Origin of the sequence: Microbispora catharanthi (assembly GCF_006334915.2) — a bacterium.
GTDB classification, from domain to species: Bacteria; Actinomycetota; Actinomycetes; order Streptosporangiales; family Streptosporangiaceae; genus Microbispora; species Microbispora catharanthi.
This window is the reverse complement of sequence record NZ_VDMA02000008.1, coordinates 250,221-276,534: the sequence shown is the minus strand read 5'-3', so window position 1 is coordinate 276,534 and position 26,314 is coordinate 250,221. Positions and strand designations below refer to the sequence as shown.

Sequence of the window (26,314 nt, the reverse complement as noted above, 5' to 3'; positions counted from 1 at the left end):
CGACGCCCCGCCGCACCTCCCACCGGCGGGGCGTCGCCGGCCTCCATCCGAAAGAAGGGCACGTGCATGCGGCTGTGGTACGGAGGGGACTACAACCCGGAGCAGTGGTCCGAGGAGGTCTGGGCCGAGGACGTCGCGCTCATGCGCCGGGCCGGGGTCACCCTCGTCACCGTCGGCGTCTTCTCCTGGTCGCGGCTGGAGCCGTCCGAGGGCCGCTACACCTTCGGCTGGCTCGACCGGGTGCTCGACCTGCTCGCCGACGGCGGGATCGGCGTGGACCTGGCCGTCCCGACCGCCTCTCCCCCGCCGTGGTTCTCCCTGGCGCACCCCGACGCGCTCACCGTCACCCGGGACGGCGTACGGCTCACGCACGGCAGCCGCGACACCTACTGCGTGAGCGCCCCGGCGTACCGCGAGGCGTCGTCGCGGATCACCCGCGCCCTGAGCGAGCGCTACCGCGACCACCCCGCGCTGGCCATGTGGCACGTGCACAACGAGTACGGCACGCCCTGCCACTGCGACCACGCCGCCGCGGCGTTCCGGGCCTGGCTGCGGAAGCGGTATGGCGGCCTCGACGCGCTGAACGACGCCTGGACGACCGCGTTCTGGGGCCAGCACTACTCCGACTGGGCGCAGATCACCCCGCCCCGGGCGACTCAGTACCTCCCCAACCCGGCGCAGGCGCTCGACTTCCGCCGGTTCGTCTCCGACGAGATGCTCGCCCACTTCGCCGAACAGCGCGACCTGCTTCGCGAAGCGACCCCCGGGGTGCCCGTCACCACCAACTACGTGCTGGCCGGCTGGGCCTGCGTCGACCATTGGAAGTGGTCGCGCGAGGTGGACCTGGTCGCCATCGACGACTATCCCTCGGGGCAGGGCATGGCGGCGGCCGAGCAGACCGCCTTCGCCGCCGACCTGGCCCGATCGTGGGCGGGCGGGCGGCCCTGGCTGCTGATGGAGCAGGCCACGGGGTATGTTCTGGGCCCGCGCACGTCGCCCAAGGAGCCCGGCGAGATCGCCCGGCACAGCCTGCAACACGTCGCCCGGGGCTCGAAGGGCGCGATGTTCTTCCAGTGGCGAGCCTCCCGCGGCGGTGCCGAGCAGTGGCATCCCGGCATGGTCCCGCACACCGGCCCCGACTCCCGCGTCTTCCGTGAGATCTGCGCCCTGGGCGAGGCGCTGAAGCGCGTCCCCGCGCCGCTCGACGGGCCACTCGACGGGCCGCCGGTCGTCGAGGCGGAGGTCGCGATCCTGTGGGACGAGGAGGCGTGGTGGGCCGTCCAGGGGCCCGGCCTGCCGTCCGCCGAGATCGACTACCTCGCGGCCGCCGAGCAGGCCCACCGGGTGCTGTGGCGGCAGGGCCTCGCCGCCTGCTTCGCCCATCCGTCGCACGACCTGTCGGCGTACCGGGCCGTCCTCGTGCCGAGCCTCTACCTGATCTCCGACGAGGCCGCCCGGAACCTCGCGGCGTACGTGGAGGGCGGCGGCACGCTCGTCGTGTCGTTCTTCAGCGGGATCGCCGACGAGCACCCCCGGATCAGGCTGGGCGGCTACCCGGGGGCGTTGCGCGAGATCCTCGGCATCCGCGTGGAGGAGTTCCGCCCGCTCGCCGACGCGATCGAACTGCCGGAATTCGGCCGCGCGACGGTGTGGAGCGAGGTCGTCCACCTGGACGGGGCCGAAACGGTCGCCCGCTACCCCGGCGGCGGGCCCGCCGTCACGTGCCACCGCCTCGGCGGCGGCACGGCATGGTACGTCTCGACGCGGCTCGACGACCCCGGCTACGCCCGCGTCCTCGCGCACGCCGGGCTGGCCGGGAGCGGCACCCCCGGCGTCGAGGTCGTGCGGCAGCGGGACCGTATCTTCGCCATCAACCACACGGAGGACGAGCAGCCCGTGCCGGTCGACGGCACCGACCTGATCACCGGCAAGCCCGTCGACGGCAGGCTCGACCCCGGCGGGTACGTCGTCGTGCCCCTATAGGTGCGACGCGCGGTCAGCGTCCTACGGGGATCCGGGGATCCGGCGCCTCGGCCGACCGGCGGTGCCGGGCGGCCTCCGCCGTCCCCTGCCGCGCCCTCTCCGGCTGTCCGGGCTGCGGCTTCTCCTGCGCCTGTTCCCGCGCGGGGCGGCCCTCGGCCTGCCGGATCTCGTTCTCCAGGTCGTCCGCCGTCGGCGCCTCCAGCATGCGGGGCACGATCGCGGTCCCGGCCCGGGGGACGGCCCAGAAGTTTCCGGTGCGCTCGCCGTACCAGACCATCCAGCCTGGCGTCCTGGCCGCCAGTGCCCGCGCCGCGTTCCTGCCCGCGGTGATCTCGTCCGCCATGCCGATCCTCCCGTTCGCCGTACTTCCGGGAACCGGCCCTCTACCCGCGCGCGGACGGGTCAAGCGCCGGATCCTGGCGTTCCCGTGACCTTCCGGATGCACCGGTCAGGTTCGGGCCATGGGCTCGGCATGGTCGGTAATGCGCTCATCAAGAAGGAATGGGGAGAGTAAGCATTTTTCGAGAAAGGCGGGATACGCCTCATTTGTCTGGCTAGCTGGTATGTTTGAAGTGCTCCAGTCTCCACCCCCGCGAGACCGGGCGACGCGCAGCGGTCACCGCGTCCGGGCACCCGCCTCCGGCGATCATCCGAAGGCCGCGAGCCCCTATGGGACAGGGGTTTCCCGTGATCCCGGGAGGTTCGGGACACACCACCAAAGATCCCCCCAGAGCCCGACTTCTTTACCTATTTGCCACATTCTGGCGTACAGGTGGGATTGCCGGACTGACCCGCATACCATCGACCGTCGCGCATTACCGGGACCTGACACTCCGCCGGGTAGCGTCGTTCAAGACAGTACGCCCGAAAAATATGGATGAAGGCGCGTATATGACAACGCAGCAGCTCGAGATTACTGTGAGCGATCACCAGCCGGCCGTCGTGGTCGCGCTGCGAGGTGAACTCGACATCGCCAGCGGGGACACGCTCCGGAGGGCGATCAGACATCTTGTCCGCCAGGGTCGCATCAAGATCGTGGTGGATGCGTCCGGTCTGCGGTTCTGCGACTCCTGCGGCTTGGAAGCGCTGCTGGACGCCCGGGACGACATCGAGAAGGCCGCCGGTTCGATGCGGCTCACCGGAGTTCACGGCATCTTGAAGATCGTCCTTGAGGCGACCCGGCTGCGCGACACGTTCACCATCGACGGCACGCCCGTCGAGGCCGTCGCCGCCATGGTGCTGTCGGCCTCGCATGACGTGTCCATGGTCTGAAGGTTCACTGCCTGAACGTTCACGGTCCGGCCGTTTGACCGCCGCCCCCGCCCTCTCGCCGAGGGCGGGGGCTTCTGACCGCCCGCCGCGGTCGTTTGTGCCGGTCAGGTCCGGGTACGCGCGGACGAGGGGGAACGGCCCACGTCGTTCAGGGGAGGAACACGGACATGGATCAGTCCCGCGCACCCGTGCTGGAGGCGCTCACCGCCTATCGCCGGCGGGGAGACCTCAGCTTCACGCCTCCGGGCCACAAGCAGGGGCGGGGGGTGGATCCGCGGGTCCTGGAAGTCCTGGGCGAGGACCTTTTCAGGGACGACGTGATGATCATGAACGGCCTGGACGACCGGTTGCAGAGCAACGGTGTACTCGAAGAGGCGCAGCAGCTCATGGCGGAGGCGGTCAACGCCGAGCAGGCGTTCTTCTCCACCTGCGGCAGTTCCCTGTCCATCAAGAGCGCCATGCTCTCCGTGGCCGGTCCCGGGGAGAAACTGCTGGTCGCTCGCAACGCCCACAAGTCGGTCATCTCGGCACTGATCCTCAGCGGCGTCGAGCCGGTCTGGGTGCACGGGGACTGGGACGGCGATCTGCACATGTCGTATCCGCCCACGCCGGAGGCGGTGGAGGAGGCGTTCAAGGCGGCCCCCGACGCCAAGGGCGTCATCGTCGCCAGCCCGGTGGACTACGGAACCTGCGGCGACCTGGAGGGCATCGACGAGGTGTGCCGCAGGTATGACCGGACGTTCATCGTGGACGAGGCCTGGGGCGCCCACCTGCCGTTCCACGAGGACCTGCCCACGTGGGGCATGAACGCCGGGGCGGACCTGTGCGTGACGAGCGTCCACAAGATGGGCAACGGGCTGGAGCAGAGCTCGGTGTTCCACCTGCAGGGCAACCGGGTGGACCCGGCCGTGCTCAAGGCCCGCGAGGACCTGCTCGGCACGACCAGCCCCTCGACTCTGATCTACGCGGCGCTCGACGGCTGGCGCAGGCAGATGGTGGAGCACGGCAAGGACCTGCTCGACCGTACGCTGGAGCTCGCGGAGTCGGTCCGCAGGGAGATCGACAAGATGCACGGCCTGTGGGTGCTGAGCAAGGAGAACACCCGCGCCTTCGACATGGACCCGCTGAAGATCGTGGTCGACGTGTCGGGGCTCGGCGTCGACGGCTATCACGCCGCAGACTGGCTGCGCGAGCGCTGCCACGTCAACCTCTCGCTGAGCGACCACCGCCGCGTCAGCGCCGAGATCACCGTCGCCGACAGTGAGGAGACGGTCGGCGTGCTGCTCGACGCGCTGCGCACCCTGTCGTCGGCCCGCGACCTGCCGCCCGCGGCCGTGATCGACGTGCCCGAGCCGGGGGAGCTGGAGCTGGACATCGCGATGCTGCCGAGGGACGCGTTCTTCGGCCGGGTCGAGATCGTGCCAACCGGTCAGGCGGTGGGCCGGATCGTGGCCGAGATGGTGACGCCGTATCCGCCGGGCGCACCCGCCCTGTGCCCGGGCGAGCGCATCACGCAGCCGGTGCTGAGCTACCTGACCAGCGGGCTCGAAGGCGGCATGAACATCCCCGACGTCAGCGACCCCAGTCTGAAGACGCTGCGCGTCGTCGCCGAGTGACGGGGGAATGACGGGAACGCCCGATCAGGACCAGCACGATCACGATCAGGACCAGCACGGTCAGGACCAGTACGTCAGGCCCAGCAGGAGGCGGCCGTCTGCGCCATGAGCAACTCGACCACGTCACACAGCCGACCGCGCCGGGCGTACGCCGCCCGCTGACGCGCCGCCCCCGACCCGCTGCGGCGTAGGCGCTCGAGCTGGTCGGTCAGCGGCGTCCAGTCGCCGTTCTCCTCCAGCACCGGCCGCACATACTCGAGCAGGCGGTCGACCAGCCGCCAGGCCGGCACCCTGCTTATGGAAACCCCGGCGCCTATGGAAACCCCGGCGCCCCTCGAAACCCCGGCGCCGAGCAGATCGAGGGCCTCGCCGTCCACGCCGTCGCGGGCGGCCCTCCAGTAGGCCGCCCGCAGCAGGGTGTCCTCGACATCGGGGGCGGGCACGCCTGCGCGTACGTCGCGCAGCGCCGTCTCGGCCAGCCCCCGCACCAGTCCGGCCAGCAGCACGGCTTCCCCGGCCGTCGGGCACACGTCGGCCGCGCGGATCTCCAGCGTCGGCACATGATCGGACGGGCGGACCAGCCAGTAGATCATCTTCCGGTCGAGGATCGTACCCCCGGCCAGCATGCCGGCGACCAGGCTCTCGTAGTGCTCGACCGAGCGGAAGAACGGCGGCGGCTCCGCGCTCGGCCACCTGCCCATCATCAGCGCACGCCAGCTCGCGTAGCCGGTGTCCCTGCCGTCCGAGATCGGCGAATTCGTCGCGAGCGCCTGCAGGACCGGGAGCCAGGGCCGCAGGTGGTTGCTGACCCGCACCGCCTCCTCGCGGTCGGCGATCCCGACGTGGACGTGGCAGCCGCAGACGCCCTGACCGTCCATGATCGCGCCGAACTCGCGGAGCATGGTCTGATAGCGAGGGCACGAGGAGAGGGGCGGCACTCCTCTGTTGCCGTCCAGAGCGGTGCCACACGCGACGAGCGCGAGCCCCGCGTTCGCGGCGGCGCAGGCGGCCGCGCGGCGCATCTCGAGCAGGTCGCCGTGCAGGTCCCGCAGGCTGGTGTGCACGGCGGTGTTGCTCTCCAGTTGGAACTGTGTCAGTTCGAACACCAGCCGGTCCGCCCCCGGCCCGGCCGCCCGCTCGCGGATCTCCCGCGCCGCCGGGGCGACCCGCCCGGTTCGCGGGTCGGCGAGCAGGAACTCCTCCTCGACTCCGAGCGTGAGCGTCGCCGAACTCACGGTTGCCTGCGCGACGAGGGAGGGTCCGTGCACGGTGTCGAACTGGACCTCCCTTGTCACGTCTGGCATAAGCGGTCTTTTTCAGGAGGGGTCCAGTCGGTCAGTCCCCCATTCCCCCCGACCATCGGGCGAAAAACCACATATGGCGTTTCTTGACCGTCCAGCTCGACCGTCCGGCTTGATCCTCCATTCGTGGCCTTCCGCAGGCCGTACGCCCCGGTTCAGGGGCGTCGCTGCTCTAGACTGACGAACCTGGCCGGTACTCCGGCCAGGCCCTGTCCCCCCTGTCCCCCTTCCCCCCACCGCCCGACCGTCCCCGCAGCGTCCGCCGAGGTGTGCTCCGTGACCGCCGCCGTCGTACTGACCCCCGTGTCCGCCCCAGTCGCCGACCATGTGCTGGTCGTGGCGCTCGACGGCGCCCTGGACTACACGAACGCCGAGCGGTTGCGCCAGGACGTCGAGGCGGCCCTCGGCGAGGAGCACCGCGAGCTCGTCCTCGACCTGAGCGGCGTGAACTTCTGCGACTCCACGGGCATCCGGATCCTGCTGTCCGTACGGAAGCTGATACAGGAGCGCAACGGGGCGGTGACGCTGGCGAGCCTGAACGCCCGGCTGGCGAGGATCTTCAGAGTCACCGGACTGATCAGCGCCTTTATCGTCGTGCCGGGCCTGGCGGAGGCCGTCGACGCGGTCAGCGCGCGGTCGACCCCCAGGTGAAGGCAGGGAACGAGTAACGAGACGGTAGCCTCGAAGACATCGGGCGGCAGACCCAAGCGGCGAGGAGGACAGGTGGTGGATCACCGCCGGCAGTGGCCGATAACGGATGATCTCGCGGCGCTGCGCGAGAACATCCAGCGGTACGCCGTGCAGGCGGGCCTCACCGGCCCCCGGCTGGACGACCTCGTCATCGCCGCCAACGAGGCCGCCATCAACGTGCTCGAACACGGAGGGGGAGCCGGCACTCTGGCGATCTCCTGCGACGGCGGCGTGCTCGCCGTCGACGTCGCCGACCACGTCGGCGTCCTGCGGCCCGGCGCGGTGCCGAGCGAGCGGCCCAGCGGTCGCGGCGACCGCGGCTTCGGCCTGTGGCTCATGGGCGAGCTGTGCGACTCGGTGACCATCGACCGGGTCCCCGGGCAGTCGACGATCCGGCTGTCCATGCAGGTCGACGACGGCGCCGCCGACGGGGACGCCGCCTCCCTCGGGCGCAGCGCCCACCCCGTCTGAGCGGGCGCCTGCCCCCATCGCCTGGCCCCTGCCGCCTGCTGCCTGGCTCTGTCGCCTGGCTCTGTCGGCAAGCGGCGGCCCGTCGCGGACCCAGGCAGCGCCCGGGTCGACCCCTGGTTGGCCCTGGTTATTGTCCCGATCCCGTAAACCGGGCCGTCACGGCTCTCCGGCCGCCTTAACCTGGGTCCGCGACCACCTCCTCATGGCTGCTGGACGGCTACCTGAGGAATGCCCATGACGCGGCGGCAACCGCGATCAGGGCGCAGAGGCGGATGGTCCGGGGTGTGCTGTCGACCACGTCCCGGACCGCTCTGGCCACCTCTCCGATCCACGAGCCGAACTCCGGGTCGTGAATCCGCCCTTCGTGACGGCGTCCCCCGCTCCCGCGGGGCCTGATAGCAGTCATCGGGGCCCCCTCCCCATATGCGCTGTCCGAGATCGACGTCTCGGACCTGTCGATCGGCCCGATCAGGAATCCGTTCCCGGCCGGTCCGGGGCGCGCCATGGGCGGAATCCCCGCCGCCGTCGCGCCGCCGACCCGGTAGGAGGGATTCCGGACCTTTCCCTGATGTTCACAGGTGACCCGCCGTGCACGCAACGAAGACGAGTGGGATTCGAGGTTCCGTACGAAGAGTGACGATCAGATCACAGCTTGCGATAGCTTTTGATCCTGATTTGTCCGCCGATGCGAAGTTATCTGTCCGATTTGTCCGCAGCGCTTTCCGGAATTTTGGGTCAGCGCGCGACACGCCGTCATTTGTCTCAGAGGACGGCATCGGGCGGCATATCCGGGCCGCCCGCGCCACGTCCCCAGGAGGCTGGGACCGCGCTCGGATGGGGGATGCCCGAGACGATGTTACCGAACGTGACGCCTCCGTCACGCATCAACAGTCCGGTGGCGGCTTCAGGCCCCGAGGTCGCGAACGGTGTTCTCGAGGCACCGCGTGAGCGCCTCCACCCGCTCCTCCGTCACCGGCTCGTCGCCGTGGGCCTCGGGCAGGTCCGCGCGGCGCACCACCACGAGCTTGCGGTGCCTCTCGTCGATCTCGTCGAGCGGCATCACGCGGCACTCGCCCCGGACGAAGACCAGCGCGACATCCGGGTCGGCCGACTCCAGCAGCCGCCGTACGCAGTCGGGGTCCAGCAGCGCCATCGTGCCTCCCTCGCCGATCGCCGATGCCTTCTACGGCCGCAGGCCCACGCCCGTCGTGACCTCCTTGATCCGCTCCCGGCCCGAGTCGGGCGCGAGCGGCGGGGTCTCCATGCCGGCACCTCGCCGCATTCCCTCGATCACGGCGCGCAGCGCGTCCACCGCGCTGTGCCGGGGCTGCCAGCCCAGCTCCTCGCGGGCGCGGGTGGTGTCCATGATCGGGACCTGCAGGACCATCTCCACCAGACCGGGCGAGGCCGGGATCAGCCGCAGGTGCCAGCCGGCCGACACCGCCGTGCGGACCACCGCGGCCGGGACCGGCACCCGCCGCGCGCCGAGCAGGTCCGCCAGCACGGCGGGGTCGATCACGGGGTCGGCGGCGATGTTGAACGCCCCCCGCACGTCACGGGTGAGCGCCAGCCGGAACGCCTCGCCGGCGTCCCGCGAGTGGAGCGCCTGGAACCGCAGGCGCGGCATGTCCGGCACGAACGGGATCAGCTCCGGCCGCACCAGCCGCTGCGGCAGGAACGGCCCGGCGAACAGCCGCCGCTGCTCGGTCGCGGCCTCCTCCTTGAAGATGAACCCCGGGCGCATCCGCACCACGCGGATGTCCGGGTGGTCGCGCTCGAAGATGTCGAGCACGCGCTCGATGTAGGCCTTCTCCCGCCCGTACGCGGCGTTCGGCCAGCCGTGGGTCGGCCAGGACTCGTCGACGGGCGGGTCCTTGGGCCCCGGCGAGTACGCCCCGACGGACGACGAGTGGACGAGGACGGAGACCCCGGCCCGGACGGCGGCGTCGAAGACGCGCATGCTGCCGAGCACGTTGGAGTTCCAGGTAGTGACCGGGTCGTGCGTGGGCTGGAACAGCCAGGCCAGGTGCACGACCGCGTCGGCGCCGGCGAAGATCGGATCGAGGTCGTCCCTGAAGACGTCGGCCGTACGCCATTCGGTCTTCGCCGGTTGCCAGGCCGGCATCCGCCTGGCGACCCCGACGATCGAGGTCACGCTCGGCTCGGACTCGAGGGCGGCGAGCACGCTCGTGCCGACGTTTCCGCTCGCACCAACCACGACAACTCGCATGAAATACTCCGTTTCCTGGCATCAGCCGCTACAAACCGCGATAGCGCCCATCCCCGACAATTGGGTGATCATGCGCTTCGTGGTCGCCCGGCTGGAGCGGGTCCGAAGATGGGGTTCCAGATTTCCCCTGGGACAATGCGGGGGAATCAGTGGTGGCGCGGGAATACCGCTACCTAGGAGGATTAAGTTCTCAATCTGGTCAGAGAGGCGGAGCAGCAGAGATGGCTCAGATCGTCGGTGGCGGACGCCCCGTCAATGACGCCGAGCGAAGGGTCATCGCGCACCTGCGGGACAACGCCCCTGACGACTGGCTGCTGCTGCACAACATCGAGATCCCGCGCGGGGCCGACCAGTTCGAGGTGGACGTGGTCGTGCTCACCGGCCACTCGCTCGTGGTGATCGACGTGAAGGGAGCCCGGGGCCGGTTCGAGGTGTCGGGCACCCGGTGGTTCCCCCAGCACCGGGAGGCGTTCGGCTCGCCGGTGGCCAAGCTGCGCGGCACCGCGCGGGCGCTGAAGGGCCTGCTGATCGAGGAGCACCGCGAGCTGGAGCGGTTGTACGTCGACAACGTGGTGGTGCTGACCGCCCCCGGCGCCGTCCTCGTCGACCCCAGCGGCCGCGACGCCCGGCACGTCACCACGATCGCCGGGCTCATCCCCATGCTCAGCGACGTTTCCCGGGTGCGGCACGGGTGCAGCCGCGACGCCGAGCCCTACCGCACCGCGATCCTCGAGGCGCTGAACGGCACCGTGCGCCGGTCGACCGCGCCCCCTCGTTTCGGCAACTGGGAGGTGGAGGAGCAGCTCGGCGGCGACAGCCGGGTCACCGAGTATCGCGCCGTCAACGCGACCGCCCCGACCAGCGGGACCGTGCTGCTGCGGGTCTACCGCGCCGATCCGATGGCCGAGCAGCGGCGGCGGGTGGCCGAGCAGCGGCGGATCGCCAACGCCTACCAGTCGCTCGCCAAGATCCCGCCGCATCCCTGCGTCGTACGCTCGCGGGACTTCTTCGCGATCGACGACGAGAGCCGGTTCGTGCTCGTGCTCGACGACGTCCACGGGCAGGCCCTGCACCTGCACCTGACCGGGCGGAGGCTGGGCATCGACGCCAAGCTCGGCGTGATGGAGGACATGCTGGACGGCCTCGCCCACGTCCACGCCAACAACGTCATCCACCGGTCGCTGACCCCCGCCTGCGTGCTCGTCACCGACGACGGGAACGCGATGCTGACCGGCTTCGACTACGCCAAGCCCGGCCCGCGCAAGCACACCGTGGCCAACGAGCTGCCCAACATCCTCGACGTCCACTACGTCGCCCCCGAATGCCGGGCGCGCCCCGATCGGATGACCCCCGCCGCCGACGTGTACTCGGCCGGGGTGATCGCCTTCCAGCTCCTCACCGGCGAGCTGCCCGCGCCCGGCGTGGACGCCGAGCCGGACGCCGGCGGCGTCGCCCCCGAGGTCATGGACCTCGTACGGCGGATGCGCGACCCCACACCGGCCAAGCGCCCGGACGCGGCCACGGCCCTCGTGGAGCTGCGGGTGGCCCGCGACGCCCAGCCCCGGCGGCGCGCGCCGTTCGGCGGCAGGATCAGGAGCGCCCTGCGCCGCCTGTCCCGCCACTGAGACCGAGGCGGTCACGCGGGACCTTCGTCACTTCTCCGGCGGCCCAAGGAAGGCTAACGTCCAGGTCATGATTCGGGTGTTCCTGGTGGACGACCACGAGGTCGTGCGGCGTGGTGTGGCGGCGTTGCTGGACGCCGAGGACGACATCGAGGTCGTCGGCGAGGCGGGGACGGCCGAGTCGGCCGTGGCCCGCATCCCCGCGCTGAAGCCGGATGTGGCGGTGCTCGACGTGCGCCTGCCCGACGGCAGCGGGGTGGACGTGTGCCGTGAGGTGCGCTCGAAGCTGCCCGGCCTGGCCTGCTTGATGTTGACCTCCTACGCCGACGACGAGGCGCTGTTCAACGCGGTCATGGCCGGGGCGGCCGGCTATGTGCTCAAGCAGATCCACGGCTCGGACCTGGTCGGCGCGGTGCGCACGGTGGCCGGCGGGCAGTCGCTGCTCGACCCGCAGACCACGGCCGCGATGCTGCACCGGCTGCGCGACCAGGCCACGAAGAAGGACCCGCTGGCCGCGCTGTCGGACCAGGAGCGGCAGATCCTGGAGCTGATCGGCGAGGGCCTGACCAACCGCCAGATCGGCGAGCGGATGTTCCTGGCCGAGAAGACGGTCAAGAACTACGTGTCCAACCTGCTGAGCAAGCTCGACATGCAGCGCCGCACCCAGGCCGCCGCGCTCGCCGCCCGCCTCAAGGCCGGGCAGGAGAGCTGAGCCGGGGCCGATCGACGTCGACAACGGGACCTTCGTCCCTAACCCGCGTGGCGGTCGATCCCCCAGGCTTGCAGACATGAAGCTCGACTCGGCCGGCCTGGAGATCCTCAGCGGAGGGGAATGCCTGGACCTGCTGGCCTCCACCCCCATCGGCAGGATCGTCTTCACCGATCGTGCCCTCCCCGCCGTCCAGCCGGTCAACTTCTGCCTGCTCGACGGGAACATCGTCATCCGCACCGCCCCCGGTTCCAAGCTCGCCGCCGCGGCGCGGAACGCCGTCGTGGCCTTCGAGGCCGACGACTTCGACGCGGCGTTCCGCACGGGCTGGTCGGTGACCGCGGTCGGGCACGCCCGCGCGGTCTCGGAACCGGAGGAGATCGCCCGCCTGTCGGCGCTGCCGCTCACGCCGTGGGTGCCCGGAAGCCGCGACCACTTCATCGTGATGGCCCCCGAGCAGATCTCCGGCCGCCGGCTCAACAGATAGCTCTCCGACAGGAACGCCCGCCTCGTCTCCCGAGGTGGGCGTTCTTGCCGTGCGTCAGCGGGTGACGGTCAGACGGCGGCGGAACACCCAGTAGGTCCAGGCCTGGTAGGCGAGGACGACCGGAGTGAAGATCGCCGCCACCCAGGTCATGACGCCCAGCGTGTACGGCGTGGACGCCGCGTTGTGGACGGTCAGGCTGTTGGCGGGGTCGAGCGCGGGCATGACGTCCGGCCACAGACCGCCGAAGAGCGTGACGGTGACCGCGACCACGGCGGCCGCGTTGGCCGCGAAGGCCCAGCCGTCCCGGCCGCGCAGCGTCGCGACGAGCGCGCCGGCGATCCCGGCGGCGGCGACCGCCACGCTCACCCAGGTGGCCGCGGTGCCGGTCATGAGTTGCGTGACCAGCAGGAACGCCCCGCCCAGCACGAGGGCGGCCAGACCGGTCCACCGGGCGGCCGTCCTGGCCCGCTCCCTCAGCTCGCCGGTGGTCTTGAGCGCGGTGAACACGGCGCCGTGCAGGGTGAACAGCGCCAGCGTGGCCGCGCCGCCCAGCAGGGCGTAGGGGTTGAGCAGGTCGAGCAGGCCGCCGGTGTACTCGTGCCGGGCGTCCAGCGGGACCCCGCGCACGATGTTGGCGAAGGCCACGCCCCACAGGAAGGCCGGGCCGAGCGAGCCCCAGAAGAACGCGCGGTCCCAGCCCCGGGTGCTGTCGCTCTTCGAGCGATACTCCAGGGCCACCCCGCGCACGATCAGGGCCAGCAGGACCAGGAAGAGCGGCAGGTAGAAGCCGCTGAACAGGGTGGCGTACCACTCGGGGAAGGCGGCGAACGTCGCGCCGCCCGCGACCAGCAGCCAGACCTCGTTGCCGTCCCAGACCGGGCCGATGGCACGCACGAGCGTGCCGCGCTCGGCCTCGTCGCGGCCGAGGAACGGCAGCAGGACGCCGACGCCGAAGTCGAACCCCTCCAGCACGAAGTAGCCCGTCCACAGGACGGCGATGAGCAGGAACCAGACGGTGGTGAGCTCCATGGGATCGTCCTTCAGTACGACAGGGCGGGGAGAGCGGGCTCGTCCTGATGGACCGCGTCCTCGGGCTCGGGCCCCTGACGGATGAACTTCAGCAGCAGGCGGACCTCGATGACCGCCAGCACGGCGTAGACCAGCGTGAAGCCGATCAGGGTGGTGGCGACCTCACCGACGTCGGAGCCCGGGGAGACGGCCGCGGCGGTCCGCATGACGCCGAACACGGTCCACGGCTGGCGGCCCATCTCGGTGAAGATCCACCCGAGCGTGTTGGCCAGGAACGGCAGCCCGATGCCGAGCACGCCGATCCGGTAGAACCAGGGGTTGCCGGGCAGCCTGCGGCGGCGGGTGAACCACAGACCGGCCAGCGCCAGCAGCCCGGCCAGCGCGCCGAAGCCGATCATCAGCCGGAACGACCAGTACGCGAGGCCGACGACCGGCCGGTAGTCACCGGGGCCGTATGTCTTCTCATAGCGCGCCTGGATGTCGTTGATGCCCTCGACCTTCCCGTCCAGGGTGTTGGTGGACAGCAGGCTCAGGCCGTACGGGATCTGGACGTTGATGTGGTTGCGGCCGTTCTCCACGTCGCCGACCGCGAAGATCGAAAAGCCCGCGGAGGTCTCGTCCTCCCACAGGGCCTCGGCGGCGGCCATCTTCATGGGCTGCTGCTCCGTCATGATCTGCGCCTGCCAGTGGCCGCTCAGCATCACCCCGGCCGACGCGACGAGCGTGACGACGAGGGCGGCGCGGGCCGAGGCGCGGAACAGGTCCACCTCGCGCCTGCGCGCGAGCTGCCAGGCGCTCACCCCGATGACGAACGCCCCGGCCGTCACGAACGCGCCGAAGATGACGTGGGGGAACGTCGCCAGAGTGGTGACGTTCGTCAGCACCGCCCAGATGTCGGTGAGCTCGGCGCGCCCGGTGGCCGGGTTGAGCCGGTAGCCGACCGGGTGCTGCATCCAGGAGTTGGCCGCGAGGATGAAGTACGCGGAGATGTTCGTGCCGATCGCGGCCAGCCAGATGGTCGCGAGGTGGACCCTCTTCGGCAGCCTGTCCCAGCCGAATATCCACAGGCCCAGGAAGGTGGACTCCAGGAAGAAGGCCATCAGCCCTTCCATCGCGAGCGGCGCGCCGAACACGTCGCCGACGAACCGCGAGTAGGCGCTCCAGTTCATCCCGAACTGGAACTCCTGCACGATGCCGGTGACCACGCCCATCGCGAAGTTGATCAGGAAGAGGCGGCCCCAGAACTTCGTCATCCGCAGGTACGCCGCGTCGCCCGTACGGTGCCAGGCCGTTTGGAACCCGGCCACGAGAACCGACAGGCCGATCGTGAGCGGCACGAACAGGAAGTGGTAGACGGTCGTGATGCCGAACTGCCACCGGGACAGATCCAGGACGTCCATAGGGGCTCCACACGCTGATGAGGGACGTCTGAAGCCTGGCCCAGCCCGGATCACCGCCCCAGGGCTGGCGGACCCGACTGGGAGAGGACCTTGGTCACGATCCCTCGGGACCGTTGGCGATGATGGACCTGTGCGTGCGCGTCCCGTCTCCCCGTCCCTGCTCGTGGAGGAACTCGCCGGCCTGATCGCCGACCGGCCGCGCGACGCGTGGGTGCGCGTCGCCGTGGACGGCGCCCCCGCCGCCGAACCGGGACGGCTGGCCGACGATCTGGTGGAGCCGCTGCGCCTGCGCGGCCGGGAGGTCCTGCGGGTGCCCGCGGCCGGATTCCTGCGCCCGGCCTCGCTCCGGCTGGAGTTCGGCCGGAACGACCCCGACGTGTTCCACGACGAGTGGCTGGACGTGGGCGGCCTCGTCCGCGAGGTGCTCGGGCCACTCGAACCTGGCCGTACGGGCCGGGTGCTGCCCTCGTTGTGGGACAGCGAGCGCGACCGGGCCACCCGCGCCGGCTACGTGACGCTGAAGCCGGGCGGGGTGGTGCTGCTCGACGGCGCGCTGCTGCTCGGGCGCGGCCTGCCGTTCGACCTGACCGTCCACCTGTCCATGTCGGCCGCCGCGCTGGCCCGCCGTACACCGCCAGAGGAGCGGTGGACGCTGCCCGCCTACGAGCGGTACGAGCGCGAGACCGGCCCGGTGCGGGCCGCCGACGTGGTCGTCCGCGTCGAGGACCCGCGCCACCCCGCGGTAGTCAGTCTCTAGAGCCGGTTTCTAGAGCCCGTACTCCTCCAGCAGGCGCAGCCACACCTCGCTGACGGTCGGGTACGCCGGGACGGCGTGCCACAGGTCGTCCAGGGTCACCCCGGAGGTGACCGCGATCGTCGCGGCGTGCAGCAGCTCGGCCGCCCCCGGGGCCACGAAGGTCACGCCGAGCAGCACCCGGCGGCGCTCGTCGACCACCGCCTTGACCTTGCCCCGATAGCCGTCGCCGAGGAGGTAGCCACCGGCCACCTGCTCCATGTCGTACTCCAGGACTCGCACGTCGAAGCCCTCGGCGCGGGCCTGCGCCTCCGTGCGGCCCACCGCGCACACCTGGGGATCGGTGAAGACCACCTGCGGCGCCCCGGCGCGGTCGGCGCGGTCGCGCATGCCGGGCCGGTCGTCAGCCTCGCCCCGGGCCCGGGCGACGATCACGTCGGAGGCCACTCGCGCCTGGTATTTACCCATGTGCGTGAGGAGCGCGAGGCCGTTGACGTCCCCCACCGCGTAGAGCCAGCCGTCCGCCACGCCGGTGGCCCGCATGCTCTCGTCCACCTCGACCGGACCGGACTCCGGCAGCCCGACCGAGGCCAGGCCGAGGTCGCCGACGGCGGACCGGCGGCCGGCGGCGACCAGGATCTCGTCGGCCGTGACCGTCCCCCCGCTCGCGAGCCGCACCGTGACCTCGCCGCCCGGCTCCGGCCGCTCGACCTTCTCCGCGCTCTCGTGCGTGCGGATGGCGATGCCCTGGTCCGACAGCGACCGCGCGACCATCTCCCCGGCGAAGGGCTCGATCCTCGTCAGCAGCTCGCCGCCCCGGACGAGCATCGTGACCTCCCTGGCCCCGAGCCCGCGCATGGCCTGGGCCATCTCACACGCCACCACGCCACCGCCGATCACCACGAGCCGGTCCGGTACGGCACGCACGCCGGTCGCCTCACGGTTCGTCCACGGCTCGGCCGCGGCGAGACCGGCCACGGGCGGGATCACCGGGCGGCTCCCGGTGGCCAGCATGACGGCGTGGTTCGCGACGAGCGTGCGGGTGCCGCCGTCGGCCGTCGTGACCTCGACCCGCCGGGGGCCGGCGAGCCGTCCCGTGCCGCGCACGAGCGTCACGCCCGCCGAGTCGAGCCACCTCGCCTGCCCGGCGTCGTCGTAGTTCGAGACCACGGCGTCGCGCCGGGCCAGCACCGCGGCGGCGTCGATCGGCCCGCCCCCGGCTGACGTGTCCAGCCGCAGCCCCGTGACCCGGCCCACCTCACCCGCGAGGTCCACCGGCCGCAGGAGCGCCTTGCTCGGCATGCAGGCCCAGTAGGAGCACTCCCCTCCCGCCAGCTCGCTCTCCACGATGACGGTGCTCAGGCCGGCCGCCGCCATCCGTCCCGCCGCGACCTCGCCCGCCGGACCCGCGCCAATGACGATCACATCGAAGACTTCCACGGGCTCCACCCTGTCACGGGTGCCCCCGTGACGTGGAGACGAGCCCCCCTTCATAGGCGGCGATGACCAGCTGGGCCCGGTCGCGCGCGCCGAGCTTGGCGAGCAGGTGACCGATGTGGGTCTTCACGGTGGCCGTGCTCACATGCAGGTTCGCCGCGATCTCCAGGTTGGACAGACCGCGCGCGACGAGCGTGAGCACCTCACGCTCGCGGGCGGTGAGGCCGTCGAGCAAGGGGTCGGATCGAGGCCGGTCCGCGGCGGTCCTGGCGAACTGCGTGAATTGGGCAAACTGGGCGATCAGCCGCCGCGTCACGCTCGGCGCCAGCAGCCCCTCTCCCGCGGCGATGACGCGGATCGCCGTGAGCAGGTCGGCGGGCGGGGTGTTCTTCAGCAGGAACCCGCTCGCCCCGGCCCGCAGCCCCGCGTAGACGTACTCGTCGAGGTCGAACGTGGTGAGGATCAGCACCTTCGCGCCGCACGACTCGGCGCAGATCTGCCGGGTCGCCTCGATGCCGTCCATGCCGGGCATCCGCACGTCCATCAGCACGACGTCGGGACGCTCGGCGCGGGCCAGTTCGACGGCCCGCGTCCCGGTGCCCGCCTCGCCGACCGCGACCAGCCCCGGCGTGCTGTCGACCAGCAGGCGCAGGCTGCCGCGCAGCAGTTCCTGGTCGTCGGCGAGCAGCACCCGGATCGGCTCGGACTCGTTCACGTCCCCTCCCCTCCCAGCGGCAGGCGGGCGAGCACGCGGAACCCGCCGCCGGGCAGCGGACCCGCCGTGAAGACCCCGCCGTGCGCCGTGACGCGCTCGCGCATGCCGATCAGGCCGTGGCCGGGCGAACCGGGGGGCAGGACCCGGCGGCCCGGCCCGTCGTCGGTCACCTCGACGCGCACCTGTTCTCCCTCGTCGTGCACCGAAACCCGGCAGGCCGCCGGGGCCGCGTGCCTGACCACGTTGGTGACGGCCTCCTGGACGATCCGGTGGACCGCCAGCTCCAGCGCCGGGGGCAGGCCGTCCGTCACCCGCACGTCCAGGTCCACGCGTACGCCCGCGGCCGCCGCACGCTCGGCGATGTCCGGCAGCGCCTCGATGCCCGGCGCCGGAGACAGCGCGCCGGTGCCATCGCCAGTGCCATCGCCAGTGCCATCTCCGGGGGCCGTACGCAGCACGCCGAGCATGTGCCGCATCTCGCTCAGCGCCTGCCTGCTCGTGGTCTCGATGACCCGCAGCGCCTCCAGTGCCTCCTCCGGCCGCCGGTCCGCCACGTGCGCGGCGACCCCGGCCTTGACCCCGATGAGGCTGAGGGTGTGGGAGACCACGTCGTGCATCTCCCTGGCGATGCGCAGCCGCTCCTCGGTGACGGCGCGCTCGGCGGCCTGCTCGGCCCGGCGCGCGGCGTACGCCCGGCGCTCCCGCACCGCCCGGCCGATCGTCCAGGCGCCGCCCAGCGCGAGCGAGCCGAGCACGACGGTCTCCACGATCCGCCTGACCTCCGGCTCGGCCGCCACGCCGCCGAACGCCGCCAGCAGCAGCGCCCCGACGGTCAGGACGCCGATCGCCGCCGTCGGCTCCCACCGGCGCCGCCGCGTCGTGAGCGCGACCGGGTAGAGCGCGTACGCCATGGCGGCAAGCGGTTCCCGCGCGACGCCGAGCGCCATGGCCGCCGCGGACGCGACCGCGACGACGCAGAAGACCGGCAGCGGCCACCGCCGCCTGACCGCGAGCGGCAGCGTCATCGCGGCGATCAGGGCCCAGGCCGCCGGGTGATGCAGGTCCGGGGAGTTGACGACCAGCACCAACGCGTACCCCAGCGCGGCCGGCAGGTCGAGCGCGACCAGCTCACGGGGGCGCAGCGGCCGGGGGAACAACGGCCGCACGTCCGGATCGTCCACGCGCTCACGCTAGCCGTCCGCGCGCACGCCCGCCTCCTGCCCTGGTCTGTCATGCCACGGTCTGAGGCGCGGCCGGCGGATCGCACTCCGCTCCGACGCGGAGAACGGGCGCCCCGCGAGACCGTCGGGACATGATCGAAGTCAGAGAGCTGACCAAGCGCTTCGGGCGCACGGTCGCCGTGGACGGGCTGACGTTCCACGTGAAACCAGGCCGCGTGACCGGGTTTCTCGGGCCGAACGGCGCGGGCAAGACCACGACCATGCGGGTGATCCTCGGCCTGGACCACCCGGCGAGCGGCGAGGCGTTGGTGAACGGCCGCCGCTACGACCGCATCCGCCACCCCATGCGGGAGGTGGGCGCGCTCCTTGACGCCGGCGCCGTCCAGGGCGGCCGTACGCCCCTCGGCCACCTGAGCTGGATCGCCCGAGCCAACCGCATCGGCCGCGACCGGGTCGTGTCCGTCATCGAGCAGGTGGGCCTGGCCGGCGCCGCCCGCAAGCGGATCGGCGGCTTCTCGCTCGGCATGCGCCAGCGCCTCGGGATCGCCGCCGCGCTCCTCGGCGACCCCGCGGTGCTGCTGCTCGACGAGCCGGTCAACGGCCTCGATCCGGACGGCGTGCGCTGGATCCGCGAACTGCTGCGCGGCCTCGCCGCCGAGGGACGCACGGTGCTCCTGTCGAGCCACCTGATGAGCGAGATGGAGCTCACCGCGGACCACCTCGTCATCATCGGCCGCGGGCGGCTCATCGCGGACACCCCGATGCGGGAGCTGACCGCCGTAAGGGACGTCCTCGTCCGCAGCAGCCGCGCCGGTGACCTCGCCACCGCACTTGCGGCCGCGGGCGGGACGGTCACCGCCGAGGACGGCGGGGGCCTGTCGGTGCGCGGCCTCGATCCGAAGGAGATCGGCGACCTCGCCGCCCGGCACGCGATCCCCCTCCACGAGGTCACCCCGCGCGGCGCCTCGCTGGAGGAGACCTACATGCGGCTCACGGCTGAGCTCACGGGTGGGGGTGCCGGCCGGTGATCGACGCCCTCGCCGCCGAATGGCTCAAGCTCCGCACCCTCCGGTCCACCTTCGTCGTCCTCGGCGTGGTCGGTGTCGTCGTCGCTCTCATGGCCCTGCTGGCGTGGTATGCCGTCCACCTGTGGGAGGGCCTGCCGCCCGGCCGGCGCGATCGCCTGGAGGTGTCGTCGCTGCCCGAGCTCGCCAACTGGCTCGCCTCGCTGTGCCTGGCCGTGCTGGGCGTCCTCGCCTTCTCGGGCGAGTACGGCACCGGCATGATCCGAACCACGTTCACCGTGCTGCCGTCACGCGGGCGGGTGCTGGCCGCCAAGGCAAGCGTCGTCGCGGTCGTCGCCTTCTGCACGGGGCTCGCGGCCGTGCTCGCGACGTACGCCGCCGGGCGGCTCATCATCGGCGATCGGCCCATCCGGGGGCAGTCGGCCGAGGAGCTGAGCCGGCAGATGCCGCTCTTCCTCGCGTTGAGCCTGTCCATCGCGATGTTCGCGCTGCTCGGCCTGTGCCTGGCCGCGATCACTCGGTCGGCGGTCGCCGCCGTCGCCGCGCTCGTGGCGGTCTGGTACGTGCTCCCGATCGTCGTCAACAACGTCCCGGCGCCCTGGAACGAGCGCATCGGCTCGATCCTGCCGGGCGCCCTGGCGGGCCAGCTGGCCGGCACCGGCAACCCCCAGTCGCTCGGCGGCGCGCTCCTTTCGCCGCTCGCCGCGCTCGCGGTGACGGTCGCCTGGGTGGCGGTGCCGTACACGGTGGCCGCCGTCCTGCTGGCCCGCAGGGACGCCTGACGACTCAGCTCGCGCTCAGCGGCGCGCAGGCCCCAGGGGCCGCGGTGGTCGCGGTGGCCGGCTTCGCGGCCGTGCTCGCACCCGCGTCCGCCGCGAGGGACACCTTGGCCGTGAGCGAGAGGGTCAGGGGCAGGGTGAGACCGGGCGAACAGGCGGGAGCGCACGTCGCGGGCGCGGGCACGGGCTTCTCGACGGGCCTGGCGACCGGCTTGACGACCGGCTTGACGACGGGAGCGGGCACCGGCTTCTCCACGGGCTTGACGACCGGCTTCACGAGGGGCGCCGGAGCCGGAGCCGGGGCGGGCTTGACGACCGGCTTCACCACCGGCTTCACGAGCGGTGCCGGGTCGGGCTTCGACACGGCGGGCGTGGGCGTGACGTCGGCGGGCCGCTTGCCGGGGTCGACGGGCGGCCGGGGCGCCGATGCGTCCTGCTTGCCGTCCTTCTTCTCGTCCTTCTTCACGTTGGCGGAAAGGTCCACGTCGCGCTTTTCCACCTGCGGGGAGACCGTCGTCTTGCCGTTCTCCTCCTGGCCGTCGCGGTTGATCTCGACCGTCTCCGGCGTGTCCTGCAACGCGGCCAGCCGGTCCTGGTCGGCGTACTGCTGGGCGACCGTGCTGCCGTTCTGCCAGTTGTACGGCAGCGCGGCCGCACCCGTCGTCTCCTTCTGGAACGGCGTGAGGACCAGCGTGAGGTCACGCATCAGGAACTGATGCTGACGCTGCTGCTCCCGCAGTCGCTGATTGTGCCGGTGCCCGTTCTTCTGGCTGTTGCGCTGGCCCCGGGAGTGCGGATGGCCGAACCGGACGAGGCCGTGCTGCGCGGACATCGTGGCGGCCCCCGCCTGAGCCGCGACGAGAGGAACACTCGCGATCACGGCGCCACCGGCGAGGACGGCGCCGATCGCGAGGATCCCGGCGACGCTCGTGCTGTTTGCCATTTCGTTTTCCCCCTAGAACAACCGCAGAAGAACCACCGTGCTTACCGATCTCGGGGTTTCCGCGCAGATCACCGGACAAACGAGCTAAGACCCGGTCTTTCCCTTCCCCTGCGCATTGTTGAGAGCGCCGCAGGTTTAAATGTCCGTCTTATGAGAGAAATGTCCTGACACCGCCCGATGCCGCCCGCCGTACCGTCGCGAAGTGAGGGTGGGGCGGGTCAGGGTACGGCTCAGGCATGACCTCTGCACGGGACGAACTGGCGGGGCTCGACCCCTTCGACATCTTCGACACCGAGGCGGCGCGGCTGGACCGCTTCTTCTCCTCCCTCGACGAGGACGGCTGGAACCGCCCCTCCCGGTGCGACGGCTGGACGGTGCGCGACGTGCTCGCACACCTGGTCGGTGAGGAGTTGTACAACCACGCGTGCCTGGACGACGACATCGACGGGTTCTACGAGCTGCTCGAACACGAGGGCGTGCGCGGCGGCTTCGACGGTTTCAACGAGTGGTGCGTGCGCAAGCGGCACGGCCAGCCGGTGGAGCAGGTGCTCGACGAGTGGCGGACCAGGAACGGGGAGACGCGAAGGCGGATGCGCGCCCTCGGCCGCGACGGCACGCTCCACACGTCGGCCGGCCCCTACCCGGCCGGTCTCCAGACCTTCCACTACGACTCGGAGTACGCCACGCACGCCGACGACGTCGGGGCTCCGGTGACGCCCGACGAGGCCGGCGACCGCCTCGGCTGGCGGGTCCGGGTGGGCATGTTCGTGCTGGAGGAGCAGGGGTCCAAGGCGCGGATCGAACACGCCTGCGGCCGGGTGCAGGTGCAGGTGGACGACGGCCTGACCGCCGACCTCTCCCCCGAGGAGTTCGTCGAGGCGACGGTCGGCCGGCTGCCCGCCGGGCATCCTCTCGACGCCCGCGTCCGGGGCGCGCTGCGCTGCCTCGCCTGAGCCGCGCGCCGGAAACGCGGCTCCGGCGACAAGACGAGACACGCCGGGCGCCCCTGCGGGCACCCGGCGTGTGGGACATAACGGATCGGACCGCGCCCTCGGCACCGGTGGTAATAAGACGCTCGTCTCCCGCCTCGGCGGGACCGCCGCCCACGACCCGGTGTTCCCGGGAGCGGGCCGTACGGGCAGGGCCGCACGCACGGTCACGACCCTCGAAGTGAGGGCACTCGCGGCGACGGGCGCGGCGGAGCCCCGGCGTGCGACTCTGCCTCCCACCATGCCCCCCACTGGGCCTCTCACTGGGCCCCCCACTGGGCACCGGTACGGCAGGCCGGCCGGACGTTCGCGGCCGGGCGGCCGGGTGGGACCTCCGGGCCTGCGGTCGACGGCGGCGCGACGGCGCGCCGGATATGGAATGCGTATCGATAAACGCCTCATGCGAATTCCCCGAATATAAATACGGCCAGGACAGGCCGGTTTTGCCCGGGGGGATCCAGACGTGCGGCGGCCCGTCAACGATGCACCGGGATCGGGCCCAAATCAATCAGGCGCGCCGGAGAGAACGCATTCCGCCCGATTAGACAGGAGATCAGGGCAGCCAGGAGACGCGACCGCGCAGCACGCCGTACCCGACGAAGGCGACCACGTCGATCAGCGTGTGCGCGATGATCAGCGGCATGGTCCGCCCCCAGCGCTGGTAGAGCCGGCCGAAGACCACGCCCATCGCGATGTTGCCGACGAAACCGCCGAAGCCCTGATAGAGGTGGTAGGAGCCGCGCAGGACGGCCGACGCCCCCAGCGCGCGCCACGGCGACCAGCCGCGCTGCCCCAATCGATGCAACAGATAACCGGCGACCAGCACCTCCTCCAGCACGCCGTTCTGGGCGGCCTCGGCGACCAGGACCGGGATCCGCCACCAGAAGTCCGGCAGGCTGTCGGGCACGACGTTCAGGTTGAACCCGGACCGGAAGGCGAACAGGTAGAACAGCAGCCCGGTGCCGCCGATCACCGCCGCCAGCACGGCGCCACGCAGCGTGTCGCGGCCCGGCTCGCGCCAGTCGGCCCCGATCGTGCGCATGGACTCGCCCGATCGCGCCAGCAGGTAGGCGGCGAGCCCCACCGGCGCCACGTTCACCGCGATCCCCGCGAGGTGCAGCGAGAGATCCAGCCACGGGCGGCCGGGGGCCAGCGAGCCGACGAGCACCGCGTGCTGGTCGCCCAGGTCCTTCGGCGCGGTCAGTGCGCCGATGAGGCGGATGAGCGACAGCAGGGCGCTGGCGCCGAGCGAGACCGCGAAGACCGCGATGATCTCCGGGCCGATCAGCCGCGGCGTAAGTCCGCGCAGGGCGGTCGCGTCGGCGGTGGCGTCGTCCATGCTGGCAGGGTAGCCGCCCCCGCACGGTCATCCGTCCCGTCAGTACGGCAGCGCACGGGACGTGAACGACGGTGCGACGAACGCCGCCTTGAACTTCGGAAAGGCGACCGTGTTGGGGTTGCCGTCCGAGGTGTAGCGGTCGGTGGGGTTCGCCTTGAGCCAGTCGAGCCACGCCATCGAGCAGAACTTCTTGCAGTCGCCGACCTTCTCCTTCGACCTGATCCGCGGGATGCCGACGGGGTCGAAGTCCTTGGTGTACGGCGACGGCGCCGGGGTGTAGCCCGCGAGGAACACGCCCCTGTAGTCGTAGCGGGTGCCGCCGGACGCCCCCTGCAACGCCCACTTCTTCTCGTGCGGCTGGTTGCCGTACGGCAGGGCGAGCGTGACCGGCGGCGTCTTGATCAGCGAGGTGATCAGCGTCTGCCCGGCCGCGATCTGGTTCTCCACCTGGTCCTTCGGCTTGCCGAGCAGGTTGAGGTGGTCGCGGGTGTGGTTGCCGACGTCGAAGTTGTGGTCCTTGAGCCACTGCAGGACCTGGATCTGCTCCTCCTGCCGGGCCTTGCCGAACAGATCCTTGATCACGTACATGGTCGCCACCGGCCGGAAGCCCGGGTGCTTCTTCGCGACGTCCATCAGGATGCCGATCGCGCAGTCCGGCGCCGGGTTGCCCATGCCGTCGAGCGTGAGCTGGGAGGGCGAGGAGTCGTCGAAGGTCAGCACCACCGGGTGCTTGCCCGCCGGAATGTCGATCTTTCCGGTGACGTACTCGGCCGCGGTGACCGGCACGTAGTCCTCCGCCGCGAGCCGTTCCAGCTCGTCGCGGAAGTCCTTCGGGCTGCGGTCGTCGCCCGGCGGCGGGTTCTTGACGATCCGGTGATACATGATCACCGGAACCTGTCCCAGCTCGTTGGCCTTCACCTGGGCGGCGGCGGCCGTCTCGGACTTGCGCAGCGCCGCCCCGGCCGCCGCGTTGTTCTGCTGGTGACCGGCCGGGCTCGCGTGCGTGATGTGTTTGCCCCCACCGGCGGCGCAGGCGGAGAGCGCAACCGCCCCCAACGACGCCGCGGCGATGCCGGCAACCCTGAAGCGCCCCATGGATCCCCCTCATCGGGCCGCGCTTGACGATGAGGGGCTCCTACCCGCGGGACGTGTTCACATCACGCGGCGTAGGACAAACATCACGCTAAGTGAGTCACAGGTGGGGCTCGGCACAGAAGGCGACGCCGTCCCCGCCGATCTCGACGGAGCCCTCCGACGCGGCGGCGAACACCGACTCGCCGGGCCGCAGCTTGACCTCCGAGCCGGCCGTGCCCACGTTCACGACGCCTTCGGTGCACAGCACGATCCTCGGCAGGCCCCCCGAGAGCGTCTCGTTCGCGCCGGATGCGATCCTGCGGAGCAGGAACTCCGGGACCGGCGGCACGTACGCACCGCCGACCGGCTCCACCGCCACGGGCTGCGCCGCGGCGTCGGCGATCCGCAGCAGCTCCTCCACGTCGATGTGCTTGCCGGTCAGGCCCGCCCGCAGCACGTTGTCGGAGCAGGCCATGATCTCCACGGCGAAGCCGTCGAGGTAGCAGTGCAACACCCCGGCCCCGAGGAACAGCGCCTCACCGGGGGCCAGCGTGTGACGGCGCATCAGCAGCGGCGCAAGCACGGCCGGGTCCTCCGGATAACGCCGGGCCAGCCGCACCACCAGCGCGTAGTCGGGCATGTGGACGGCGGAGGCCGCCCACACCACCGACTCGACCAGCTGACGCCGGGAGCCCGGCCACTCCAGCAGCACCCGCAGCGCGCCGAGCACGTCGCCGTCGCGCAGCGCCGCGACCACCGGCCGCAGCGCGTCGACGTGCAGCCGCTCAACCAGCATCGCCGACTGCTCGGGCGGCCGGAACCCGGCCAGCCCGGTGAACGGCGTGAGCGCGCAGACCAGCTCCGGCTTGTGCCAGGGGTCGGTGTAGTTCGCGTCCCCCCGGGCGTGGCCGTCGGCGGCCTGCTCGGCGTCGGGGTGGACCTGCAGCGACAGCGGCGCGTCCACCGCGATCAGCTTCATCAGGTACGGCAGCCGCTCCCCGAACCGTCCGGCGACCGCCTCCCCGAGGGTCCCCACCGGGTCGGCCGCGACCGCGTCGGCGAGCGTGGTCTCGGCCCCGTCCCTGGTCAGCCGGGAGGACGCGGCCGGGTGGGCACCCAGCCACAACTCGGCCTCCGGCCCCGAGGCGGGCCGCCCGGTCAGCTCGGCGATGGCCGTCCGGGAGCCCCAGGGGTAGTCCTTGATGACGTTGGTGAGCAGATCCACGTGAGTCCTCTGCTTGGCGGGCACGGCGCGTCGGCGCGGGGGC

At 71.6% G+C, this 26,314-nt stretch carries 25 protein-coding genes; 12 read left to right on the top strand and 13 right to left on the bottom strand.

All coding sequences use genetic code 11. From position 1 onward, the window contains the following. Positions 1-66: 66 nt before the first annotated feature. Complete coding sequence (locus tag FH610_RS17845) at positions 67-1,983, top strand: beta-galactosidase (protein ID WP_139575573.1); 1,917 nt, start codon at positions 67-69, stop codon at positions 1,981-1,983. Positions 1,984-1,996: 13 nt separating this feature from the next. On the opposite strand, the gene FH610_RS17840 is transcribed toward FH610_RS17845, so the two are convergent. Continuing rightward, the gene (locus tag FH610_RS17840; RefSeq protein ID WP_139575572.1) at positions 1,997-2,326 is read right to left on the bottom strand and encodes a hypothetical protein; all 330 of its coding nucleotides are present in this window, start codon (positions 2,324-2,326) and stop codon (positions 1,997-1,999) included. 530 nt (positions 2,327-2,856) lie between these two features. Here FH610_RS17840 and FH610_RS17835 point away from each other — a divergent pair. Then, the gene (locus FH610_RS17835) at positions 2,857-3,255 is read left to right on the top strand and encodes an STAS domain-containing protein (protein ID WP_205825842.1); all 399 of its coding nucleotides are present in this window, start codon (positions 2,857-2,859) and stop codon (positions 3,253-3,255) included. A 167-nt stretch (positions 3,256-3,422) separates the two neighbouring features. Next, positions 3,423-4,871 (top strand): aminotransferase class I/II-fold pyridoxal phosphate-dependent enzyme, encoded by a 1,449-nt coding sequence (locus FH610_RS17830; RefSeq protein WP_139575571.1) that lies wholly within the window; start codon positions 3,423-3,425, stop codon positions 4,869-4,871. A gap of 74 nt (positions 4,872-4,945) precedes the next feature. On the opposite strand, the gene FH610_RS17825 is transcribed toward FH610_RS17830, so the two are convergent. Then, positions 4,946-6,175: a carboxylate-amine ligase gene (locus tag FH610_RS17825; protein ID WP_167538735.1), complete on the bottom strand. Its 1,230-nt coding sequence runs from the start codon at positions 6,173-6,175 to the stop codon at positions 4,946-4,948. Positions 6,176-6,448: 273 nt separating this feature from the next. On the opposite strand from FH610_RS17825, the gene FH610_RS17820 reads away from it, so the two are divergent. Together FH610_RS17820 and FH610_RS17815 are read left to right on the top strand one after the other, a co-directional pair. Next, positions 6,449-6,823 carry an STAS domain-containing protein gene (locus FH610_RS17820; protein ID WP_139575570.1) on the top strand — a complete coding sequence of 125 codons (375 nt, stop codon included), beginning with the start codon at positions 6,449-6,451 and terminating at the stop codon, positions 6,821-6,823. A 72-nt stretch (positions 6,824-6,895) separates the two neighbouring features. After that, entirely contained in the window at positions 6,896-7,333 is a 438-nt protein-coding gene (locus FH610_RS17815) for an ATP-binding protein (protein WP_139575569.1), read from the top strand. Positions 7,334-8,237: 904 nt separating this feature from the next. On the opposite strand, the gene FH610_RS17810 is transcribed toward FH610_RS17815, so the two are convergent. Both FH610_RS17810 and FH610_RS17805 read right to left on the bottom strand, forming a co-directional pair. Further along, positions 8,238-8,486 carry a hypothetical protein gene (locus FH610_RS17810; RefSeq protein ID WP_139575568.1) on the bottom strand — a complete coding sequence of 83 codons (249 nt, stop codon included), beginning with the start codon at positions 8,484-8,486 and terminating at the stop codon, positions 8,238-8,240. A gap of 30 nt (positions 8,487-8,516) precedes the next feature. Continuing rightward, the gene (locus FH610_RS17805; protein WP_139575567.1) at positions 8,517-9,563 is read right to left on the bottom strand and encodes an NAD-dependent epimerase/dehydratase family protein; all 1,047 of its coding nucleotides are present in this window, start codon (positions 9,561-9,563) and stop codon (positions 8,517-8,519) included. A gap of 221 nt (positions 9,564-9,784) precedes the next feature. Between FH610_RS17805 and mads6 the strand changes: the two genes are divergently transcribed. The 3 genes from mads6 to FH610_RS17790 all read left to right on the top strand — a co-directional run bounded on the left by mads6 (position 9,785) and on the right by FH610_RS17790 (position 12,381). Beyond that, positions 9,785-11,188, top strand: a complete 1,404-nt coding sequence (mads6, locus tag FH610_RS17800) for a methylation-associated defense system protein kinase MAD6 (RefSeq protein ID WP_139575566.1) — start codon at positions 9,785-9,787, stop codon at positions 11,186-11,188. Positions 11,189-11,255: 67 nt separating this feature from the next. Next, positions 11,256-11,897, top strand: a complete 642-nt coding sequence (locus tag FH610_RS17795; RefSeq protein WP_139575565.1) for a response regulator transcription factor — start codon at positions 11,256-11,258, stop codon at positions 11,895-11,897. Positions 11,898-11,973: 76 nt separating this feature from the next. Further along, on the top strand, positions 11,974-12,381 hold the full coding sequence (locus FH610_RS17790) for a pyridoxamine 5'-phosphate oxidase family protein (RefSeq protein ID WP_139575564.1): 408 nt from the start codon (positions 11,974-11,976) through the stop codon (positions 12,379-12,381). Positions 12,382-12,435: 54 nt separating this feature from the next. Here the strand turns inward: FH610_RS17790 and cydB are convergent, their stop codons facing one another. Together cydB and FH610_RS17780 are read right to left on the bottom strand one after the other, a co-directional pair. After that, positions 12,436-13,410, bottom strand: a complete 975-nt coding sequence (cydB, locus tag FH610_RS17785) for a cytochrome d ubiquinol oxidase subunit II (RefSeq protein WP_139575563.1) — start codon at positions 13,408-13,410, stop codon at positions 12,436-12,438. 11 nt (positions 13,411-13,421) lie between these two features. After that, positions 13,422-14,810: a cytochrome ubiquinol oxidase subunit I gene (locus FH610_RS17780; protein WP_139575562.1), complete on the bottom strand. Its 1,389-nt coding sequence runs from the start codon at positions 14,808-14,810 to the stop codon at positions 13,422-13,424. Between the two features lie 130 nt (positions 14,811-14,940). Between FH610_RS17780 and FH610_RS17775 the strand changes: the two genes are divergently transcribed. Beyond that, a complete protein-coding gene (locus FH610_RS17775) occupies positions 14,941-15,567 on the top strand; it encodes a nucleoside/nucleotide kinase family protein (RefSeq protein ID WP_139575561.1) in 627 nt (208 codons plus the stop codon). A gap of 9 nt (positions 15,568-15,576) precedes the next feature. Here FH610_RS17775 and FH610_RS17770 read toward each other — a convergent pair whose 3' ends face one another. From FH610_RS17770 to FH610_RS17760, 3 genes are read right to left on the bottom strand one after another with little or no spacing between them, the layout of a single operon-like run. Beyond that, complete coding sequence (locus FH610_RS17770; RefSeq protein WP_240809030.1) at positions 15,577-17,004, bottom strand: dihydrolipoyl dehydrogenase family protein; 1,428 nt, start codon at positions 17,002-17,004, stop codon at positions 15,577-15,579. A 13-nt stretch (positions 17,005-17,017) separates the two neighbouring features. Then, positions 17,018-17,716 carry a response regulator gene (locus tag FH610_RS17765; RefSeq protein ID WP_139575559.1) on the bottom strand — a complete coding sequence of 233 codons (699 nt, stop codon included), beginning with the start codon at positions 17,714-17,716 and terminating at the stop codon, positions 17,018-17,020. After that, the gene (locus FH610_RS17760; RefSeq protein ID WP_139575558.1) at positions 17,713-18,897 is read right to left on the bottom strand and encodes a sensor histidine kinase; all 1,185 of its coding nucleotides are present in this window, start codon (positions 18,895-18,897) and stop codon (positions 17,713-17,715) included. Before FH610_RS17760 ends, FH610_RS17765 begins: the two co-directional genes overlap by 4 nt. A 131-nt stretch (positions 18,898-19,028) precedes the next feature. Between FH610_RS17760 and FH610_RS17755 the strand changes: the two genes are divergently transcribed. Together FH610_RS17755 and FH610_RS17750 are read left to right on the top strand one after the other, a co-directional pair. Then, positions 19,029-19,925 (top strand): ABC transporter ATP-binding protein, encoded by an 897-nt coding sequence (locus tag FH610_RS17755; RefSeq protein ID WP_139575557.1) that lies wholly within the window; start codon positions 19,029-19,031, stop codon positions 19,923-19,925. Next, a complete protein-coding gene (locus FH610_RS17750) occupies positions 19,922-20,704 on the top strand; it encodes an ABC transporter permease (RefSeq protein WP_139575556.1) in 783 nt (260 codons plus the stop codon). The genes FH610_RS17755 and FH610_RS17750 overlap by 4 nt, the downstream gene beginning before the upstream one ends. 4 nt (positions 20,705-20,708) lie before the next feature. On the opposite strand, the gene FH610_RS17745 is transcribed toward FH610_RS17750, so the two are convergent. Further along, positions 20,709-21,644 carry a hypothetical protein gene (locus FH610_RS17745; protein WP_139575555.1) on the bottom strand — a complete coding sequence of 312 codons (936 nt, stop codon included), beginning with the start codon at positions 21,642-21,644 and terminating at the stop codon, positions 20,709-20,711. 236 nt (positions 21,645-21,880) lie between these two features. Here FH610_RS17745 and FH610_RS17740 point away from each other — a divergent pair, with 236 nt between their 5' ends. Next, positions 21,881-22,597 (top strand): maleylpyruvate isomerase family mycothiol-dependent enzyme, encoded by a 717-nt coding sequence (locus tag FH610_RS17740; RefSeq protein ID WP_139575554.1) that lies wholly within the window; start codon positions 21,881-21,883, stop codon positions 22,595-22,597. 589 nt (positions 22,598-23,186) lie between these two features. Here the strand turns inward: FH610_RS17740 and FH610_RS17735 are convergent. From FH610_RS17735 to manA, 3 genes are all read right to left on the bottom strand, one after another. Beyond that, positions 23,187-23,972, bottom strand: coding sequence for a CPBP family intramembrane glutamic endopeptidase (locus FH610_RS17735; protein WP_139575553.1), 786 nt, complete (start codon positions 23,970-23,972; stop codon positions 23,187-23,189). A 39-nt stretch (positions 23,973-24,011) separates the two neighbouring features. Continuing rightward, complete coding sequence (locus tag FH610_RS17730) at positions 24,012-25,067, bottom strand: polysaccharide deacetylase family protein (RefSeq protein ID WP_139575552.1); 1,056 nt, start codon at positions 25,065-25,067, stop codon at positions 24,012-24,014. A 97-nt stretch (positions 25,068-25,164) separates the two neighbouring features. After that, a complete protein-coding gene (gene manA, locus FH610_RS17725) occupies positions 25,165-26,271 on the bottom strand; it encodes a mannose-6-phosphate isomerase, class I (protein WP_139575551.1) in 1,107 nt (368 codons plus the stop codon). Positions 26,272-26,314 lie beyond the last annotated feature (43 nt).

Excerpts from the sequence above, each read along its gene's own strand:
- FH610_RS17845 (WP_139575573.1), top strand. The coding sequence starts at position 67 with ATGCGGCTGTGGTACGGAGGGGACTACAACCCGGAGCAGTGGTCCGAG.
- FH610_RS17840 (WP_139575572.1), bottom strand. The coding sequence starts at position 2,326 with ATGGCGGACGAGATCACCGCGGGCAGGAACGCGGCGCGGGCACTGGCG.
- FH610_RS17835 (WP_205825842.1), top strand. The coding sequence starts at position 2,857 with ATGGATGAAGGCGCGTATATGACAACGCAGCAGCTCGAGATTACTGTG.
- FH610_RS17830 (WP_139575571.1), top strand. The coding sequence starts at position 3,423 with ATGGATCAGTCCCGCGCACCCGTGCTGGAGGCGCTCACCGCCTATCGC.
- FH610_RS17825 (WP_167538735.1), bottom strand. The coding sequence starts at position 6,175 with ATGCCAGACGTGACAAGGGAGGTCCAGTTCGACACCGTGCACGGACCC.
- FH610_RS17810 (WP_139575568.1), bottom strand. The coding sequence starts at position 8,486 with ATGGCGCTGCTGGACCCCGACTGCGTACGGCGGCTGCTGGAGTCGGCC.
- FH610_RS17805 (WP_139575567.1), bottom strand. The coding sequence starts at position 9,563 with ATGCGAGTTGTCGTGGTTGGTGCGAGCGGAAACGTCGGCACGAGCGTG.
- mads6 (WP_139575566.1), top strand. The coding sequence starts at position 9,785 with ATGGCTCAGATCGTCGGTGGCGGACGCCCCGTCAATGACGCCGAGCGA.
- FH610_RS17795 (WP_139575565.1), top strand. The coding sequence starts at position 11,256 with ATGATTCGGGTGTTCCTGGTGGACGACCACGAGGTCGTGCGGCGTGGT.
- FH610_RS17790 (WP_139575564.1), top strand. The coding sequence starts at position 11,974 with ATGAAGCTCGACTCGGCCGGCCTGGAGATCCTCAGCGGAGGGGAATGC.
- cydB (WP_139575563.1), bottom strand. The coding sequence starts at position 13,410 with ATGGAGCTCACCACCGTCTGGTTCCTGCTCATCGCCGTCCTGTGGACG.
- FH610_RS17780 (WP_139575562.1), bottom strand. The coding sequence starts at position 14,810 with ATGGACGTCCTGGATCTGTCCCGGTGGCAGTTCGGCATCACGACCGTC.
- FH610_RS17755 (WP_139575557.1), top strand. The coding sequence starts at position 19,029 with ATGATCGAAGTCAGAGAGCTGACCAAGCGCTTCGGGCGCACGGTCGCC.
- FH610_RS17745 (WP_139575555.1), bottom strand. The coding sequence starts at position 21,644 with ATGGCAAACAGCACGAGCGTCGCCGGGATCCTCGCGATCGGCGCCGTC.
- FH610_RS17740 (WP_139575554.1), top strand. The coding sequence starts at position 21,881 with ATGACCTCTGCACGGGACGAACTGGCGGGGCTCGACCCCTTCGACATC.
- FH610_RS17735 (WP_139575553.1), bottom strand. The coding sequence starts at position 23,972 with ATGGACGACGCCACCGCCGACGCGACCGCCCTGCGCGGACTTACGCCG.
- FH610_RS17730 (WP_139575552.1), bottom strand. The coding sequence starts at position 25,067 with ATGGGGCGCTTCAGGGTTGCCGGCATCGCCGCGGCGTCGTTGGGGGCG.